This is a genomic window from Methylobacterium pseudosasicola (genome assembly GCF_900114535.1).
Taxonomy (GTDB): domain Bacteria; phylum Pseudomonadota; class Alphaproteobacteria; order Rhizobiales; family Beijerinckiaceae; genus Methylobacterium; species Methylobacterium pseudosasicola.
In genome coordinates this window covers 100,942-116,690 of sequence record NZ_FOTK01000020.1, presented here as the reverse complement: position 1 = coordinate 116,690, position 15,749 = coordinate 100,942, and the positions used below count along the sequence as shown (strand labels likewise).

The following is a 15,749-nucleotide window of genomic DNA, read 5'->3' as shown; positions in this document are numbered from 1 at the left end:
ACAGCGCCGGCAGCGACACCGGCAGAGGCTCCGCCTGCCGGGCCGCCGCGTGCAACGAGGGCCGCAAGCCGACCGCCACCAGCATCATCAGCTCGACGATCGTCGAGAACAGCAACGCGCGCTCGTATTGGCGCTGGCGATGGGCTGCGAACACCGCATCGAGCCACGCCGCCGGAAACGCCTGCTCCAGAAGCGTCCGCGCCATCACACCCGCCGGCGCCTGTTGCTCGAAGCGCTCCAGAACGGCCGACCAGACACACCCCAATCCGTCTGATGATCCTCTCATCCCAACGACTTGGGCACACAACAAACACCTTAAAAGGGCTGGGTCCGGGACCTTTCGAAACCCTGACACTCACCGATAGCCCTGCGCCTGCAGGGTGAACAGCTCGGCGTAGCGGCCGCCCTGCCCCATCAGGGCGGCGTGGCTGCCTTCTTCGAGCAGCCGCCCGCCCTCCAGGACCAGGATGCGGTCGGCCATGCGCACCGTCGAGAAGCGGTGCGAGATCAGCACCGTCGTGCGCCCGGCCGACAGCTCCCGGAACCGGGCGAACACGTCGTGCTCGGCCCGCGCGTCGAGCGCCGCGGTCGGCTCGTCGAGGATCAGGATCTCGGCTTCGCGCATATAGGCCCGGGACAGGGCGACCTTCTGCCACTCGCCCCCCGACAGGTCGACGCCGCCGGCGAAGCGCTTGCCGAGCGGCTGGGCGTAGCCCTCCGGCAGGCGCTCGATCACCGGGGCGGCGAGCCCGCGGGCCGCGGCCGCCGCGATGCGGTCCTGGTCGTCGGCCGCCGCGATCCGGCCGACCGCGACGTTCTCGCCGGCGGTGAGATCGAACCGGACGAAATCCTGGAAAATCGCCGCGACCCGGGCCCGGAGGTCGTCGAGGTCGTAGGCGGCGAGCGGGCGCCCATCGAGCAGCACCCGGCCCTCGTGCGGGTCGTAGAGCCGGGTCATCAGCTTGACGATCGTGGTCTTGCCGGCGCCGTTGCCGCCGACGAGCGCCACGGTCTCCCCGGCCCGCACCGCGAAGGACAGGCCACGCAGAGCCCAGGTCTCGGTGCCGGGATAGCGGTAGCCGACATCCTCGAACACCAGCCCCTCCCGGATCGGGCTCGGCACCGGCACGGGCTGCGCGGGCGAGCGGATCTCCGGCCGGATCGCGAAGAACGAGAAGAAGTCGTCGAGATACTGCGCCTGGCCGCTGATCTGGGTGAGCCCCAGCAGCAGCCCCTCGATGCCGCCGCGCAGGCGCTGGAACGCACCGGCCAGGAAGGCGAGGTCGCCGATCGAGAAGGCGCCGGCCACGGTCCGCCAGACGATCACCGCGTAGGCGGCGTAATAGGCCAGCGTCCCGAGGCTCGCGAAGGCGAAGCCCCAGCGCGCCCGGGCGGTGGCCAGCGCCCGGTTCTCGGCGAGCAGGTTCTGCGCGAGCGCCCCGTAGAGCGCGGTAATGTAGCCCGAGAGGCCGAAGAGCTTCGTCTCCTTGGCGGTCTCGACGCTGGCGCCGAGATAGCGCAGGTAATCGATCCGCCGCCGCTCCGGGCTGCGGATCCAGGCCAGGCGATAGCCGGCCTTGGTGAAGTGCCACTCGTTGAGCAAAGCCGGCACCAGGGCGGCGGCGATCAGCACAACCAGCCACGGGGTGAAGGCCGCCACTCCGGCGGTGAGCGAGGCCAGCGTCACCAGGGCCTGGAACTGCCCGAACACCGTGCCGATCAGCCCGGTGCGGCCGCTGACCTGTCGGCGCGCCCGCTCCAGCCGGTCCTGCTGGGCGCTGTCCTCGAACTGGGCGAGGTCCAGGGAGGCGGCATGCGCCATCAGCCGTACCGAGGCGGCGTTGGCGTAGAGGTCGCCGATCAGGGTCTCGGTCAGGCTCGCGAGCCGGCCGGTGAGGTCGGAAAGCAGCGCCAGCCCGAGTTCGGCCGCCACCAGCAGGGCGAGCCGCGCCCGGCCGGGATCGGCGAGCCAGTCCGAAAATCCCGCCGCCGGCGCCGGGCGGGCATGCTCGGCCACGATGCCGTCGAGGATCAGCTTGGCGAGGTAGAGCGACAGGATCGGCAGGCAGGCCGCCACGAGGCGCAAGGAGAGGCTCGCGGCCAGCAGGCGCGGGCTCGCGGCGGCGATCTCGCGAAACAGGGCTGGCAGATAGCGCAGCGCCCCGAGGCGCTCGCCGAGGCGGGCGATCCGAGTGCTCATCGGCGGCCGGTTCCCACGTATCGCCTGTCGATGGCCTGGGCAGAGGGCCTTTCGTCCGATTGGCCGGCGGGTGGGGAGCGCATTATCTGAGGCCTGAGAATTGTAATTTCATTGCCGAGTGACGCGTGCTGAGTGGCCCTGCAATCCTGAGAATTTCCGTCATCTTGATCCTGGCCGGGATCCTGGCGGCGCTGGTGCAATTCCTGCTGCCAAGTCCGAGCCGCGCGCCCGCGCCGGATCCCGCCCCGGTGGCCGAGGCACCCAGCACGCCGCCCGAGCCGATCGCGCCGCCGGCCCCCCCGCCGGCTCCGGAGCCCGTCGCCCCGCAGCCCCCGGGGACGGCCGCCTCGCGCCCCGCCCAGATGCCGTCCGACGCCCTCGCCTTCCCGTCCGAACCGGTCCAGCAGGGCCAGGCCGAGATCGACCAGGCCGAGGACAATGCCGGCCCCCGGGCCATCGCCCTCCTCGACCTGAACACCGCCTCGGTGGCCGACCTCAACAAGCTCCGGGGCGGCGGCGCCATCGGCCGGGCGATCACCGCCAAGCGCCCCTACACCTCCGTGGACCAGCTCCTCTCGAAGCGCGTCCTCAGCCGGGCGGTCTATGAGAAGATCAAGGATCAGGTGACAGTGCGGTGAGGCGCCCGCTTCCGGCGACGTGGCGCTTGCGCGCACCGATCGTGTCGGCGACATCCTGCTCACCCGAGACCCGCCCTCCTTGCGGCACACACGTATAGGGCCTAAGGATATCCTGAGTATCCGGAGAGCATATACATGCCGCTCTACGTCAAGGATCCGCAGGTCGATGACCTTGTCGTCCATCTCATGACGCTGCTGCGCACGACCAAGGTCGACGCGGTGCGCCGAGCGCTTCAGAACGAGATCGCCCGCCAGACCGGCAAAGTCGATCTGGTTGAGCAAACGGTCGACTTCGTCCGAACGCTTCACGAGCGGGCCGGGCCGCACCCGAAGCCTGCCGACAAGGCGTTCATCGATAGCCTCTACGAGCGCGATTGAGGCGGATCTGCGATGTTCGTGGATGCTTCGGCCCTCACGGCGATCCTGACCGACGAGGCCGACGCGCGCGCGCTGGTCGCCCGGCTGCAGCAGGCGCGCCGCCGGATGACGTCGCCCCTGGCCGTTTGGGAAACCGTCGTGGCCGTGGCGCGCCGCCTCGACCTATCGGTTGCGGAGGCGCGCGATGCGGTGCGCGCCTATCTCGACCTCGCCGGCATCGAGGTCCTCGCCGTCGCCCCGGAGGCTGCCGAAATCGCCCTCGACGCCTACGATCGCTTCGGCAAAGGCCGGCATCCCGCCGGTCTCAACTTCGGCGACTGCTTCGCCTACGCCTGTGCCCGGGCGCACCGGGTTCCGCTGCTCTACAAGGGCGACGACTTCCCGCTCACCGACATCGAGGCCGGGTGAGGCGAGGCCTCGACTGCGGGACGAGATCCGCGCCGATCCGCGCTCAGAGCCGTTCCCGATCGCGTTGCAATCGGGAACGGCTCTAAGTCTTTGATATGACGCACTCGATCGCCGCCGAACCGGTATCTACTTCGGCGGCGAGCGCTCAGAGCTTCGTCCCAAAGATCTCCGCCACCTGCGGAATATCCTTGTCGCCCCGGCCCGACATGTTGAGCACCATCAGGTGATCGGCCGGGCGCTGGGGGGCGATGTCGAGCACCTTGGACAGGGCGTGGGCCGGTTCCAGGGCCGGGATGATGCCCTCCAGCATCGAGCAGAGCTTGAACGCCTCCAGGGTCTCGGAATCGGTGGCCGAGAGGTACTTCACGCGGCCCATCTCATGCAGCCAGGCGTGCTCGGGGCCGATGCCGGGATAGTCGAGGCCGGCCGAGATCGAGTGCGCGTCGGAGATCTGGCCGTCCTCGTTCATCAGCAGGTAGGTGCGGTTGCCGTGCAGCACCCCGGGCTTGCCGCCGGTGAGCGAGGCGGCGTGCAGGCCGGATTCGACGCCGTGGCCGGCGGCCTCGACCCCAAAAATCTCGACCTCGCGGTCGTCCAGGAACGGGTGGAACAGCCCCATGGCATTGGAGCCGCCACCGATGCAGGCGATCAGCGAATCCGGCAGCCGGCCTTCCTGCGCGAGCATCTGCTCCCGGGTCTCGCGGCCGATCACCGACTGGAAGTCGCGGACCATGGCGGGGTACGGGTGCGGGCCGGCCACGGTGCCGATGCAGTAGAACGTGTCGGCGACGTTGGTGACCCAGTCGCGCAGGGCCTCGTTCATCGCGTCCTTGAGGGTCTTGGTGCCGGATTCCACCGGGATCACCTCGGCGCCGAGCATCTTCATCCGGAAGACGTTGGGCGCCTGCCGGGCGACGTCGACCGCGCCCATGTAGACCACGCATTTCAGGCCGAACCGGGCGCACAGCGTCGCGGTGGCGACGCCGTGCTGGCCGGCGCCGGTCTCGGCGATGATCCGCGGTTTGCCCATGCGCCGGGCCAGCAGGATCTGGCCGAGCACGTTGTTCACCTTGTGGGAGCCGGTATGGTTCAGCTCCTCGCGCTTGAAATAGACCTTGGCGCCCTGCCCCGCCGGCGCCTTGGCGCGCAGGTGCTCGGTGAGGCGCTCCGCGTAGTAGAGCGGGCTCGGGCGGCCGATATAGTGGGTGCCGTAGCTCGCCATGTCGGCCGCGAAGGCGGGATCGACCTTCGCCGCCTCGTAGGCCGCCTCCAGCTCGAGGATCAGCGGCATCAGCGTCTCGGCGACGAACCGGCCGCCGAAGATGCCGAAGCGGCCCCGCTCGTCGGGGCCGGTGCGGAAGGAGTTGGGCTCGGGGGCGATGGTCACGGGACGGATCCTGCGCGCGAGGGTCGATCTGTTGCCGGGTGCCTAGACCCATGCGGGCGCCGCCGCAATGCGGCCCCAAGCCCCGTCACTTACGACCTGTAACCCGTGCGCCCCGGATGACGAACTCGCGGTCAGGTCTTGAGGATCGCCCAGGAGGACAATCATGGCTCTTCGCGATACCATACGCCCGCTCCTCGGGGCGGCTCTCGGGCTCGGTCTCGCCGGGGCGTTGCTGCTGCCGCGCCTAGCCGCTTTCGCCGAGGAGGCGCCGCGCCGCCTGCCCGAGGCCGCGACCCAGGCGCGCGAGGCGCCGGGCGCCCAGGTGGCGGTGTTCGCGGGCGGCTGCTTCTGGGGCGTACAGGGCGTGTTCCAGCACGTGCGCGGGGTGACCGGCGCGGTCTCGGGTTATGCCGGGGGCACGGCCGCCGACGCGGATTACCACACCGTCAGCGGCGGCCGCACCGACCATGCCGAGGCGGTGGCGGTCACCTACGACCCGGCCGTGATCCGGTACGACGAGCTGTTGCGGATCTTCTTCTCGGTGGCCCTCGACCCGACTCAGATCGACCGGCAGGGACCCGATACCGGGCGGCAATACCGCTCGGCGCTGTTCCCGCAGGACGCCGAGCAGGCGCGGATCGCGCGGGCCTACATCGCCCAGCTCGAGGCCACCAAGGCCTATGCCCGGCCCATCGCCACCCGGATCGAGCCGGGCGCGGCGTTCTACCCGGCGGAAGGCTACCACCAGGACTTCATGGCTCAGCACCCGGGCCATCCCTATATCGCCGTCAACGACGCGCCGAAGCTGGAGGCGCTGAAGCAGCTCTTTCCGGAGCGGACGGCGCCGCAGCCGGTGCTGGTGAACCGGCTGCCGGCGTGAGCGGGGGGCCGCAAGCTGAACGGCCATCCCACCCGCGCCCTCATCCTGAGGTGCGAGCGCGAGCGAGCCTCGAAGGAGGCCTCCAGCCCGCCGCGCGATCCCTGGAGGCCTCCTTCGAGGCCTCCGCTGCGCTCCGGCACCTCAGGATGAGGGGGATTGGGTTGGATCGGCCGGTCGGGTCACCTCCCGTGTTTACTCTTCCGGCGGCCGCGGCCGGCCGAAATCCGGGGCGGCGGTCTCCTGGCCCTGGGCCACGATGCTGCGCCGGATCGCCCTTGTGCGGGTGAACATCGCGTGCAGCGCGTCGCCGTCGCCCCAGCGCACCGCCTTGGCCAGCGCCGAGAGGTCCTCGTTGAAGCGGCCGAGCATCTCCAGCACCGCCTCGCGGTTGTTGAGGAAGATGTCCCGCCACATGGTCGGGTCGGAGGCGGCGATGCGGGTGAAATCGCGAAAACCGCTCGCCGAGAACTTGATCACCTCGGATTGCGTCGCCTCTTCGAGGTCCGCGGCGGTACCGACGATGTTGTAGGCGATCAGGTGCGGCAGGTGGCTGGTGATCGCCAGCACGTGGTCGTGGTGCTCGGCGCTCATGGTCTCGACATTGGCGCCCATGCCCGCCCACAGGGCCCTCACCCGCTCCACCGCCGCCGGGTCGGTGCCCTCGGGGGGCGTGAGGATGCACCAGCGGCCCTGGAACAGGGTCGCGAAACCCGCATCCGGCCCCGAGAACTCGGTGCCGGCGATCGGGTGGCCGGGGACCAGGGCAACGCCCTCGGGGAGATGCGGCCGGATCGCCGCCACCACGGCGCCCTTGACCGAGCCGACATCCGACACGATCGCGCCGGGCTTCAGGTGCGGCGCCAGCTCGGACGCCGCCGCCCCGATGGCGCCGACCGGCACGCACAGGATCACCAGGTCGGTCTCGGCGGCGCCCTCCCGCGGGTCGCCGGTGACCACGTCGGCGATGCCGAGCTCGGCGACCCGGGCGCGCACGGCCGCGTCCCGATCCAGGGCGACGATCGTCCGGGCGAGGTTGTAGCGGCGGGCGGCCCGGGCGATCGAGGAGCCGATCAGCCCCAGCCCGACGATGGTGAGGCGCCCGAGGGGCGGGGTCGCGGCTTCAGGCATGCGCCCCCCGCACGAAGTCGCCGAGCGCCGCCAGGAAGGCCGTGTTCGCCTCGGCGCTCGCCACCGTCACCCGCAGGGCGTTGGGCAGGCCGTAGGCGGCGACCCGGCGGGTGATCAGCCCGCGCTCGGTGAGGAAGGCGTCGGCATCCGCGGCCGAGCGGCCCGGTTCGTCGGGGAAGTGGATCAGCACGAAGTTGGCGACGCTCGGCGTCACGGTCAGCCCGAGCGCCCGGGCGCCGTCGGTGAGTTTCGGCAGCCACTCGGCGTTGTGGGCGGCGGCCGCCGCCATGTGCGCCTCGTCGGCGATGGCGGCCGCGCCCGCCGCGATGGCCGGACCCGAGACGTTGAACGGCCCGCGGATGCGGTTGACCGAATCCGCCACATGGGCCGGGGCCAGCATCCAGCCGATCCGCACGGCGGCGAGCCCGTAGATCTTCGAGAAGGTCCGGGTCATCACGACGTTCTCGGAGTCGAGCGCGAGTTCGAGCCCGGCCGAGTAGTCGTTCGCCCGCACGTATTCGGCATAGGCGCCGTCGATCACCAGCAGCACGTTGGCCGGCAAGGCGGCGTGCAGGCGGCGGATCTCGTCGAACGGCAGGTAGGTGCCGGTCGGATTGCTCGGATTGGTGACGTAGACGATCCGGGTGCGCTCGGTGACCCGGGCCAGGATCGCGTCGACATCGGTGGTGTAGTCGCGCTCGGGCGCCACCACGGGCGTCGCGCCCGAGGCCAGGATCGCGATCCGGTAGACCAGGAATCCGTGCTCCGAGTAGATGCCCTCGGTGCCCGGGCCGCCATAGGCGTAGGCCAGCAGCGACAGCAGCTCGTCCGACCCCGCGCCGCAGACGATCCGCTCGGGATCGAGCCCGTAGCGCTTGGCGATGGCCGTGCGCAGAACCGTCGCCCGCCCGTCCGGGTAGGTCTCCAGCTTGGCGGTCGCCTCGTGGAGCGCCGCCAGAGCCGCCGGGCTCGGGCCGAGCGGCGTCTCGTTGGACGAGAGCTTGTGGACCTTGCCGCCACCGGGCCGCCCGCTCTTGCCAGGCACGTAGGTGTCGATCGCCAGGACGCCAGGGCGCGGTTCCGGGCGGACGGGGGTGGGAGCGGACATGGCTCTGCGACTCAGATGCGCGGGCGGGACTTTCGTTTGCCGGGTCCGTCTACAGCATTTCCTCCCTGGGTGAAGCCGGCGGGGCCGGCCCTGCGCGGCTCACAGGAGCTCCGCGGCGGTCTTGGCGGCAAAGCCCACCAGGAACACGGCCATGAAGAGGTCGATCAGGCGGTTGTGCCGGGCATAGAACGTCCGGATCGCGCCGCGCCCGAAGATGAAGGCCACGCCGGCATACCATCCGAACTCCAGCGTGCTGCACAAAGCGACGATCGCGGCCTTCTCGGATCCGCTTCGCTCGACCACGAGGAAGCCGGTGAAGATGCTCACCATGAACGCGATTGTCTTCACGTTGCCGACATTGGTCAGCGCTCCGATCCGGAACGCCCGCCAGAAGCGCGCCTCCGGCCGCGGCTCCGCGCCTTCCGCTGCCGGGCTCGCCGGCTTGAGGGCGCCCCGGACCAGCAGGGCCGCGATGGCGACCAAGTACAGGGCGGCCGCGGCGCCGGCGACCTTGTCGAAGGCCGGGATCTGCCGGATCAGCACGGAGAGGCCGGTCACCGACGAACTGGAGAAGATCAGTCCGACCAGGACGATCCCCGCCGTCGCCCCCAATCCGGCCCGCACGGAGCCGGACGAGGCGAAGCGCGTGACCAGAAGAAAATTCGGCCCCGGGCTCATGACGGCGAGGATGTAGATGAGTGCGGCGGCGAACATGTTTGGTAGGTCTATCTTTGAGTCGTATCGGCCGATGATCTCCCATCCTCGACCTCAGGATCAGTGCTGACGGATTCCCAAATCAGATTTGGTTCGTGGCAAACCTTTGAGCTGCAACACATTTCCCCTCCCAGGAGGGCGGCGAGTTACACGGGTTGGAATTTTTTCCTCTCGCCCCGGCGCGAAAGACTCAGTCGTCTTCGAGAAGGCTTGACCGATGTCGCCACGCGCCGTCATCCCGGGGCCGCGCAGCGGAGCCCGGGATCCAGAACCGCCGACGTGCCAAGGTCTTGCATCGACAGCGGTTCTGGATTCCGGGCTCGCCTACGGCGCCCCGGAATGACGGCGCGGGTTATCAAGGATGGCGTATCAATCGTCGGGAAATGAGTCTTCCAACCTGTGTAGTCCGTAGCTGGTCGGTGCGCGTGCAGCGAGGCAATCCAAGCATGCGGCGGCTTAGGGCAATAGCTTATTCTGAGAAAAACACTGCGTCACGACAAAGTCTGTTCATAGAATAGAAAATTCGAACCACAAAAATCTACAAAAATACTTTGCAATGGAATCGGCATCCTGTGGGATTGTTTGCGCTGAGGGGCCGCGCGTCGTTCGTCCGGGCGGCGTGTTTAAGTACCAGGGCAATGACAGCGCTGCGGGGCGTTCGATTTCGAAGCCTGCGGCCCTTGGACGGCGTCCTCTACCCCCAGGCGCGTCCGAGCGGCGGATACACGTGAGCCCGGCTCCGCCCTACCTCCCCGGTCCGCGACTGGACTGTGAAAGGACCGACCCCATGCCCCTCACACGCTACTTGGATGGCGGCGCCCATATCCTGCCCGCCGACGAGAGCCTGATCCGGTTCGCGATGACCAATGGCGAGCGGGTGATCGGGATCGACGTGCCGATCCCGGTCCTGCGCCAGCATTTCGGCGGCGCCGACATCGCCCCCCTCGACCTGTTCGCCAAGAACCAGGCGGCGATCGAGGCCGCGGCCAGCGCCGCCTACGACAAGACCCCGACCCCCAACGACCTCCTCGACATGGGCCCGGAGGATTTCCAGACGCCGCCGGGGGCGGCCACGCTTTAAGGGTCCGGCGGAGCGAGGTTCCCCCGCGGCAAAGCGGCGACGCGCAAATGCCGCGGGGCACTCGCCACGTTTCGGCCTGTTGATCCCGGAGAAGGGGCCGCGTCGGGCGCGTCGCGCCCCGCGTTCCCCTGGACGGATCGATATGCCCGGTGACCTGATCCCCTGCAGCCTGTTCTTGATCGGGATCCTCACGTCGGTGGCCGCCGATTGTCGAATGCGCCGGGCGGACGCCTCCGCGTGGACCAACGGCTGCATCACCGCAGTCGGGGCCGCCATGGTGTTCTTCGCCTGCGCGGTCGCGATCCGCTGACGATTTGCCCCGCAAGCCACACCCCGCGTTCAGGATGAACCTCCGGAGGAACCGGCGGGCCCCCTGCGCACTTCCCCAGCCGTGATCCTGGGCTGCATTCCGTAGTGCGGCCGGCTCGGTGAGGTTCCCATGGTTTCGATCCAGGCGATCGTCGGCTGCGCGCTCGTCCTGTCCGGTCTTTGCGTCGAGAACGTCGCCAGCCGGAGTTGGCGGGGCGGCGTCGGTGCCGACCGGCTCGACGCCCGCGCCGCCCTGGCGCTGGGGCTCCCGGCCCTCGGGCTGGCGCTGATGGCGGCCCCGCTCGCCTGAGCCGGGCTCGCGCCCCAACCCCGGGGACGTGCCTCGGCGCACCGCGAAGCGTGGCCGGCCGGTCTAGGTCCCGTCATCGAGAAACGAGGACGGATCATGGACTTCATCTTTGGTGTCATCCTGGAAGGTGCGGCCTGGGCCGCGCACGCCGCTTTCGAAGGCGTGCTGCAGGCCGTGCCCGCCCAGACCGGCCTGGAACTGACCGGTTCCGCGGTGGAAGCCGTGGTGACGGCGGCGGGCGACATTCTTGGGCCGACCGGGACGAACCCTGCCGCGGCGCCCGTGCAGAGCGACCCGGCGTAAGCCGATCCCCCGAGCGTCCGCCCGAGGCCGGACCAAGCCTGGTGGCCTGGGCATTCTTGCACCGGTCCGTGCGTTGACGCTCGCCCCCCGGAGCATTACCTCCCGGTCTCGCTGGCCGCGTCGGGCGAGTGCGGCGCGTCATGCGATCCCGCGCTTCCCTGCCGCGGACCGGGATCGCCGACACACGGTCGTCAAGTCCCGCATGGATACCCAACCGGAGACCGCGCTGCGGCCGGACCCGATCGACGAGGCCGCCGGGCGCCTGTCGGAGCCCTCGCAGGCGCTCGACCCCAAGAGCCTGGTCATGCGCTTCGGTGCCGATGCGCCGCTGCGGACCGATGCCGGCGTCGAACTCGCGCCCTTCCAGATCGCCTACCAGACCGCCGGCACCCTCAACGCCGCGGGTACGAACGCGGTGCTGATCTGCCACGCCCTCACCGGCGACCAGTATTTCGCCCACACGCACCCGCTCACCGGCAAGCCCGGCTGGTGGGAGACCCTGGTCGGCCCCGGCAAGCCGGTGGACACCGACCGCTACTTCGTCGTCTGCTCGAACGTGATCGGCTCCTGCATGGGCTCCACCGGCCCGGCCTCGATCGATCCCGCCACCGGCCGGCCCTACGGGCTGAACTTCCCGCTGGTGACGATCCGCGACATGGTCCGAGCGCAGGCGATGCTGCTGGAGCGGCTCGGCGTGCGCGACCTGTTCCTGTGCATCGGCGGCTCGATGGGCGGGATGCAGGTGCTGCAATGGGCGGCGCTCTATCCCGGGCGGGTTTTTGCCGCGATGCCGATCGCCACCGGACCCCGTCACTCGGCCCAGAACATCGCGTTCCACGAGGTCGGCCGGCAGGCGATCATGGCCGACCCGGCCTGGGCCGACGGGCGCTACCTCGAGGAGGGCACGCGGCCCTCCAAGGGGCTCGGCGTCGCCCGGATGGGCGCGCACATCACCTACCTGTCCGAGCCGGCTTTGCACCGGAAGTTCGGCCGGCGGTTCCAGGGCGGCTCGGCGCCGACCTTCTCGTTCAACGCCGATTTCCAGATCGAGAGCTACCTGCGCCACCAGGGCCTGAGCTTCGTCGAGCGGTTCGACGCCAACGCCTATCTCTACCTCACCCGGGCGATGGATTATTTCGACCTCGCCGAGGACCATGACGGCGTGCTGGCCAAGGCGTTCCAGGGGATCAAGACCCGGTTCTGCGTGATCTCGTTCACCTCCGACTGGCTGTTCCCGACCTCTGAATCGCGGGTGATCGTGCACGCGCTGAACGCCGCCGCGGCGCCGGTGGCCTTCGTCGAGGTCGAGACCGACAAGGGCCACGACGCCTTCCTGCTCGATGAGCCGGCGATGTTCTCCGCCGCCCGCGGCTTCATCGATGCCGCCGCCCGGGCGCGCGGCCTGTGAGCGGCTCGATGCTGTTCAAGGGCTCCCCGGGCAACGCCGCGCCCTGGCAGACCACCGACGCCCTGCCCCGCACTGCCGAGGGCAACGGCGCCCGGGTCGACCACATCGTCGTGCTGGGCTTGGTGCCGCCGGGGGCGCGCGTGCTCGACATCGGCTGCGGCGACGGCTCGCTCCTAGCGCTGCTGCGCGACCGGCGCAGCATCGACGGGCGCGGGATTGAATTGTCCCGCGACGGGGTGAATGCCTGCCTGGCCCGGGGCCTGTCGGTGATCCAGGGCGACGCCGACACCGACCTGGAGAACTACCCCGACGACGCCTTCGACGTGGTCGTGCTGTCCCAGACCATCCAGGCGACCCGCAATCCCCGGATCGTGCTGGAGCACCTGCTGCGCATCGGCCGGCAGGTGATCATCTCGTTCCCGAATTTCGGGCATTGGCGGGTCCGGTCGGAACTCGCCCTGCGCGGGCGGATGCCGGTCACCGAGATCATGCCGGATGCCTGGTGGGAGACCCCCAACATCCACCATTGCACGATCCGCGACTTCGTCGGCCTGTGCCGCCTGATCGGCGCCCGGATTGAGCACGCCACGGCCCTCGACGCGAGCGGCCGGCCGATGCGGTTCTCGATGCCCTGGTGGGTGTGGAACCTGTTCGGCGCGCAAGGTGTGTTCCTGCTCCGGCGCGGGGCGGATTAGCGCCTCGGCTTTCCGCTCTCCGCCGGCTCCGTCCAGGTCAAGTCGGCCCGCAACCCGCCCATCTCCGAGCGCCCGAAGGCGAGCTGGGCGCCCGCGGCCTCGGCCACGTCCCGGGCGATGGCGATGCCGAAGCCGGTGCCCGGGCGGCTCTCGTCCCAGCGCTGGCCGCGGCCGATGCCGGCGATCGCGGTCTCGCTCATGCCGGGGCCGTCATCCTCCACCGTGAGCCGCGAGCCCCCGCCATCTGCCGCCCCGGCCACCCGGACCCGCCGGTGCGCCCATTTCCGGGCGTTGTCGAGGAGGTTGCCCAGCACCTCCATCAGCTCGCCCTCCTCGCCCGGATAGGCGAGCGCCTCCGGCACGGCGATCGCCCAGGCCAGCGAATCGCCCTCCGGCAGCCGGCGCATGGTCGCGACCAGGCGCTCGGCCACCGGGGCGACCCGGCAGGTCCGCCGCCGCAGGTCGCCCGCCGCCGCGATCCGGGCGCGGGCGAGCGCGCGCTCGACCTGTCCGCCCATCGCCCGGGCCTGCTCGGCGATCTCCCCCGACAGGCCGGGATCGGCCGGCCCGGTCCGGCGCGCCAGGGCGTCGAGTACGGCGAGCGGCGTCTTGAGGCCGTGGGCCATGTCGGCCGCCGCGGCGCGGGCCCGGACCAGGGCGCGCTCCTGCGCATCGAGCAGCCGGTTGAGATCGGCCACCAGCGGCCGGACCTCGTCGGGGAACTGCTCCGGCAGCCGTGTCCGGGTCCCGGCATGGACCGCGCCGAGATCCTGCTGCAGCACCCGGAACGGCGCCAGCGCCCGGTGCACGAACAGCCACAGGGCGAGCGTCAGCACCACGAACAGGGCCGCCAGCGCCGGGACCAGCAGGCGCAGGAACGTGGCGCGGCTCGCCGCCAGGTCGCGCCGGTCCTCGGCGACGATCACCCGCAAGCGGGTCTCGGCGCCGCGCGGGCCGATCTCCAGGGGGCGGGCGATGGCGATGAGCCGACCACCATCCGGGCCGGTGGCCTCGACGGTCGAAGGGGCATCGCCGGTGGTCGCCCCCAGGTCGAGGCTCTTGTCCCAGAGGGAGCGCGAGCGCAGGACACGGCTTCCCGCCTCCACCTGCCAGTACAGGCCGCCATAGGGCGTGGAAAAGCGCGGGTCCGGCGGCTCCCGGGAGATGGTCGGGCTCCCGTCCGCAGCGAGGTTGACCCGGCCGGCGATGAGCTTGGCGGTCCGGTCGAGCTCGTCGGCGGTGCGGGCGTCGAGCACCTGATCGAGGATCACGGTGAGGCCGGCGCCGGCGAGCAGCAGCGCCAGCGCGATCAGGGCCGCCGCCGCGAGCCCCAGCCTCAGCCGCAGGGAGTCGCGCCTCACGGCGCCTCCGGGACGCGGTAGCCCTGGCCGCGGCGGGTCTCGATCACCCCCGGCCCGAGCTTGCGGCGCAGCCGGGTCAGAAGCGCTTCGAGGGCGTTGGCCTCGCGCTCGGTGCCGACCCCGTGGAGATGGTCCAGTACCTCGCCCGCCGGCACGACCTGCCCCTGCCGGTGCAGCAGGAAGGCCAGGAGCCGGTATTCCAGGGCGGTCAATTCGGTCGGCCGGCCAGCGACGCTCACCGCCCGGGTGCGGGTGTCGAGTTCCACGTCCCCGGTCCGGAGCACCGGCGAGGCGTGGCCGGCGGTGCGCCGCAGGATCGCCCGCAGGCGCGCGACCAGCTCCTCCATGCGGAACGGCTTGACCAGATAGTCGTCGGCGCCGGCATCGATGCCCTCGACCCGCTCGCGCCAGCCGTCCCGGGCGGTGAGGATCAGCACCGGCAGCGCCACCTCCGCCGTCCGCAGCCGGCGCAGCACGCCGAGCCCGTCGAGGCGCGGCAGGCCGAGATCGAGCACCATGGCGTCGTAGGGCTCGGTCTCGGCGCGGAACCACGCCGCCTCCCCGTCCGCGACCACGTCGGCGACGTAGCCGGCCTGTTCGAGCCCGTGCTTCACGTCCGCGGCGATGCGGGGCTCGTCCTCGACCACTAGGACGCGCACGGCCGGCTCCCGCCCTCAATCATCGTCGTCCTCGTCCAGGATCTTGAGCGAGCCGGCATCGACCTTCACCGAGCGGCGCTTCCCGTCGGCGCCGAGGATGCGCAGCTTGTACAGCCACTGCCCGTCGTCGCGCTTGAGATCGACCGCCACCACGTCCCCCGGCACCGCCGCGCGGGCGGCCCGCAGGATCTCGTCGAGGGGGCGGATCTCGCCCTTCTCCAGGGCGCGGCGGGCGCGGTCGGCATCCTCGGAGGCACGGGCGGGCCAGGCCGCGCAGGCGAGCAGCAGGAGCGCGGCGCGGCGGGACGGGGGCTGGATCATGCGAGAGGTGGCTCGACCATCAGGAGGCTCGCGGCATCACACGGTTCCGAACGCGACGCGGGTCCCATCCCCGCACGGGCTAGCGGAGTCACAGATCGTCGTCTGGCAGGCGGAACGCGCTCTCCTCCCCCTTGTGGGGAGGAGTTGGAGGTGGGGGTGGTGCAGAAGGCACCACTGAGCCTCATCCGGCACCACCCCCACCCCTGACCCCTCCCCACAAGGGGGAGTGCAGAAAGCGCGGTGTCTCGAGCGCTTACTGCCGAACGCGATATGTGAATCCGCTAGCCCGCACGGGAGAGTATGCGCGTCGCGGCCTGCACAAGGCGAAATGCCAACCGGGTCAACCATAACGCAGAGAGGTGGGGTCCGGCCCCGTAAAGTCATCCCGCACGGCGTGGCGCGGGCCGCCTGACGGGAGGCTGACAGGCGCCGTCAGGATCGCGGTGCGGGGTTCCGGCAGA

18 protein-coding genes and 1 pseudogene are annotated in these 15,749 nt (G+C 70.6%); 10 read left to right on the top strand and 9 right to left on the bottom strand.

Annotated features, from left to right (window positions below; translation table 11 throughout):
• Both BM228_RS19275 and BM228_RS19270 read right to left on the bottom strand, forming a co-directional pair.
• Positions 1 to 205: pseudogene (locus tag BM228_RS19275) on the bottom strand (hypothetical protein); the annotation flags it as partial.
• A 150-nt stretch (positions 206 to 355) separates the two neighbouring features.
• On the bottom strand, positions 356 to 2,200 hold the full coding sequence (locus BM228_RS19270; protein ID WP_092043148.1) for an ABC transporter ATP-binding protein: 1,845 nt from the start codon (positions 2,198 to 2,200) through the stop codon (positions 356 to 358).
• 125 nt (positions 2,201 to 2,325) lie between these two features.
• Here BM228_RS19270 and BM228_RS19265 point away from each other — a divergent pair, with 125 nt between their 5' ends.
• From BM228_RS19265 to BM228_RS19255, 3 genes are all read left to right on the top strand, one after another.
• Complete coding sequence (locus BM228_RS19265; RefSeq protein ID WP_092043146.1) at positions 2,326 to 2,838, top strand: ComEA family DNA-binding protein; 513 nt, start codon at positions 2,326 to 2,328, stop codon at positions 2,836 to 2,838.
• 135 nt (positions 2,839 to 2,973) lie between these two features.
• Positions 2,974 to 3,216, top strand: a complete 243-nt coding sequence (locus BM228_RS19260) for a type II toxin-antitoxin system VapB family antitoxin (RefSeq protein WP_092043145.1) — start codon at positions 2,974 to 2,976, stop codon at positions 3,214 to 3,216.
• A gap of 12 nt (positions 3,217 to 3,228) precedes the next feature.
• Positions 3,229 to 3,624 (top strand): type II toxin-antitoxin system VapC family toxin, encoded by a 396-nt coding sequence (locus BM228_RS19255; protein ID WP_092043143.1) that lies wholly within the window; start codon positions 3,229 to 3,231, stop codon positions 3,622 to 3,624.
• Between the two features lie 145 nt (positions 3,625 to 3,769).
• Here BM228_RS19255 and trpB read toward each other — a convergent pair whose 3' ends face one another.
• On the bottom strand, positions 3,770 to 5,011 hold the full coding sequence (gene trpB / locus BM228_RS19250) for a tryptophan synthase subunit beta (RefSeq protein ID WP_092043142.1): 1,242 nt from the start codon (positions 5,009 to 5,011) through the stop codon (positions 3,770 to 3,772).
• A gap of 163 nt (positions 5,012 to 5,174) precedes the next feature.
• Between trpB and msrA the strand changes: the two genes are divergently transcribed.
• Entirely contained in the window at positions 5,175 to 5,891 is a 717-nt protein-coding gene (gene msrA / locus BM228_RS19245; RefSeq protein ID WP_092043140.1) for a peptide-methionine (S)-S-oxide reductase MsrA, read from the top strand.
• Positions 5,892 to 6,083: 192 nt separating this feature from the next.
• Here msrA and BM228_RS19235 read toward each other — a convergent pair whose 3' ends face one another.
• From BM228_RS19235 to BM228_RS19225, 3 genes are all read right to left on the bottom strand, one after another.
• The gene (locus BM228_RS19235) at positions 6,084 to 7,019 is read right to left on the bottom strand and encodes a prephenate/arogenate dehydrogenase family protein (RefSeq protein WP_092043137.1); all 936 of its coding nucleotides are present in this window, start codon (positions 7,017 to 7,019) and stop codon (positions 6,084 to 6,086) included.
• A complete protein-coding gene (locus BM228_RS19230; RefSeq protein ID WP_092043136.1) occupies positions 7,012 to 8,127 on the bottom strand; it encodes a pyridoxal phosphate-dependent aminotransferase in 1,116 nt (371 codons plus the stop codon). The genes BM228_RS19235 and BM228_RS19230 overlap by 8 nt, the downstream gene beginning before the upstream one ends.
• Before the next feature lie 99 nt (positions 8,128 to 8,226).
• Complete coding sequence (locus BM228_RS19225) at positions 8,227 to 8,841, bottom strand: LysE family translocator (RefSeq protein ID WP_092043134.1); 615 nt, start codon at positions 8,839 to 8,841, stop codon at positions 8,227 to 8,229.
• Positions 8,842 to 9,628: 787 nt separating this feature from the next.
• Here BM228_RS19225 and BM228_RS19220 point away from each other — a divergent pair.
• The 6 genes from BM228_RS19220 (at position 9,629) to metW (ending at position 12,947) form a co-directional block, all read left to right on the top strand.
• On the top strand, positions 9,629 to 9,922 hold the full coding sequence (locus BM228_RS19220) for a hypothetical protein (RefSeq protein ID WP_092043133.1): 294 nt from the start codon (positions 9,629 to 9,631) through the stop codon (positions 9,920 to 9,922).
• Positions 9,923 to 10,064: 142 nt separating this feature from the next.
• Positions 10,065 to 10,232 carry a hypothetical protein gene (locus BM228_RS34735; RefSeq protein WP_167367772.1) on the top strand — a complete coding sequence of 56 codons (168 nt, stop codon included), beginning with the start codon at positions 10,065 to 10,067 and terminating at the stop codon, positions 10,230 to 10,232.
• 129 nt (positions 10,233 to 10,361) lie between these two features.
• Positions 10,362 to 10,541, top strand: coding sequence for a hypothetical protein (locus BM228_RS19215; protein WP_092043131.1), 180 nt, complete (start codon positions 10,362 to 10,364; stop codon positions 10,539 to 10,541).
• A 96-nt stretch (positions 10,542 to 10,637) separates the two neighbouring features.
• Positions 10,638 to 10,844, top strand: coding sequence for a hypothetical protein (locus BM228_RS19210; RefSeq protein WP_092043130.1), 207 nt, complete (start codon positions 10,638 to 10,640; stop codon positions 10,842 to 10,844).
• A gap of 202 nt (positions 10,845 to 11,046) precedes the next feature.
• Positions 11,047 to 12,252, top strand: a complete 1,206-nt coding sequence (gene metX, locus BM228_RS19205; RefSeq protein ID WP_092043128.1) for a homoserine O-acetyltransferase MetX — start codon at positions 11,047 to 11,049, stop codon at positions 12,250 to 12,252.
• Between the two features lie 8 nt (positions 12,253 to 12,260).
• A complete protein-coding gene (metW, locus tag BM228_RS19200) occupies positions 12,261 to 12,947 on the top strand; it encodes a methionine biosynthesis protein MetW (RefSeq protein WP_092043126.1) in 687 nt (228 codons plus the stop codon).
• Here the strand turns inward: metW and BM228_RS19195 are convergent.
• Genes BM228_RS19195 through BM228_RS19185 form a run of 3 tightly spaced genes read right to left on the bottom strand, consistent with a single transcriptional unit; the run spans position 12,944 to position 15,288 of the window.
• Positions 12,944 to 14,308, bottom strand: a complete 1,365-nt coding sequence (locus BM228_RS19195; RefSeq protein WP_092043125.1) for an ATP-binding protein — start codon at positions 14,306 to 14,308, stop codon at positions 12,944 to 12,946. The two genes, metW and BM228_RS19195, sit on opposite strands and share 4 nt — an antisense overlap.
• A complete protein-coding gene (locus BM228_RS19190; protein ID WP_092043123.1) occupies positions 14,305 to 14,967 on the bottom strand; it encodes a response regulator transcription factor in 663 nt (220 codons plus the stop codon). The genes BM228_RS19195 and BM228_RS19190 overlap by 4 nt, the downstream gene beginning before the upstream one ends.
• A gap of 15 nt (positions 14,968 to 14,982) precedes the next feature.
• Positions 14,983 to 15,288, bottom strand: a complete 306-nt coding sequence (locus BM228_RS19185; RefSeq protein ID WP_092043122.1) for a PepSY domain-containing protein — start codon at positions 15,286 to 15,288, stop codon at positions 14,983 to 14,985.
• Between the last annotated feature and the right edge of the window lie 461 nt (positions 15,289 to 15,749).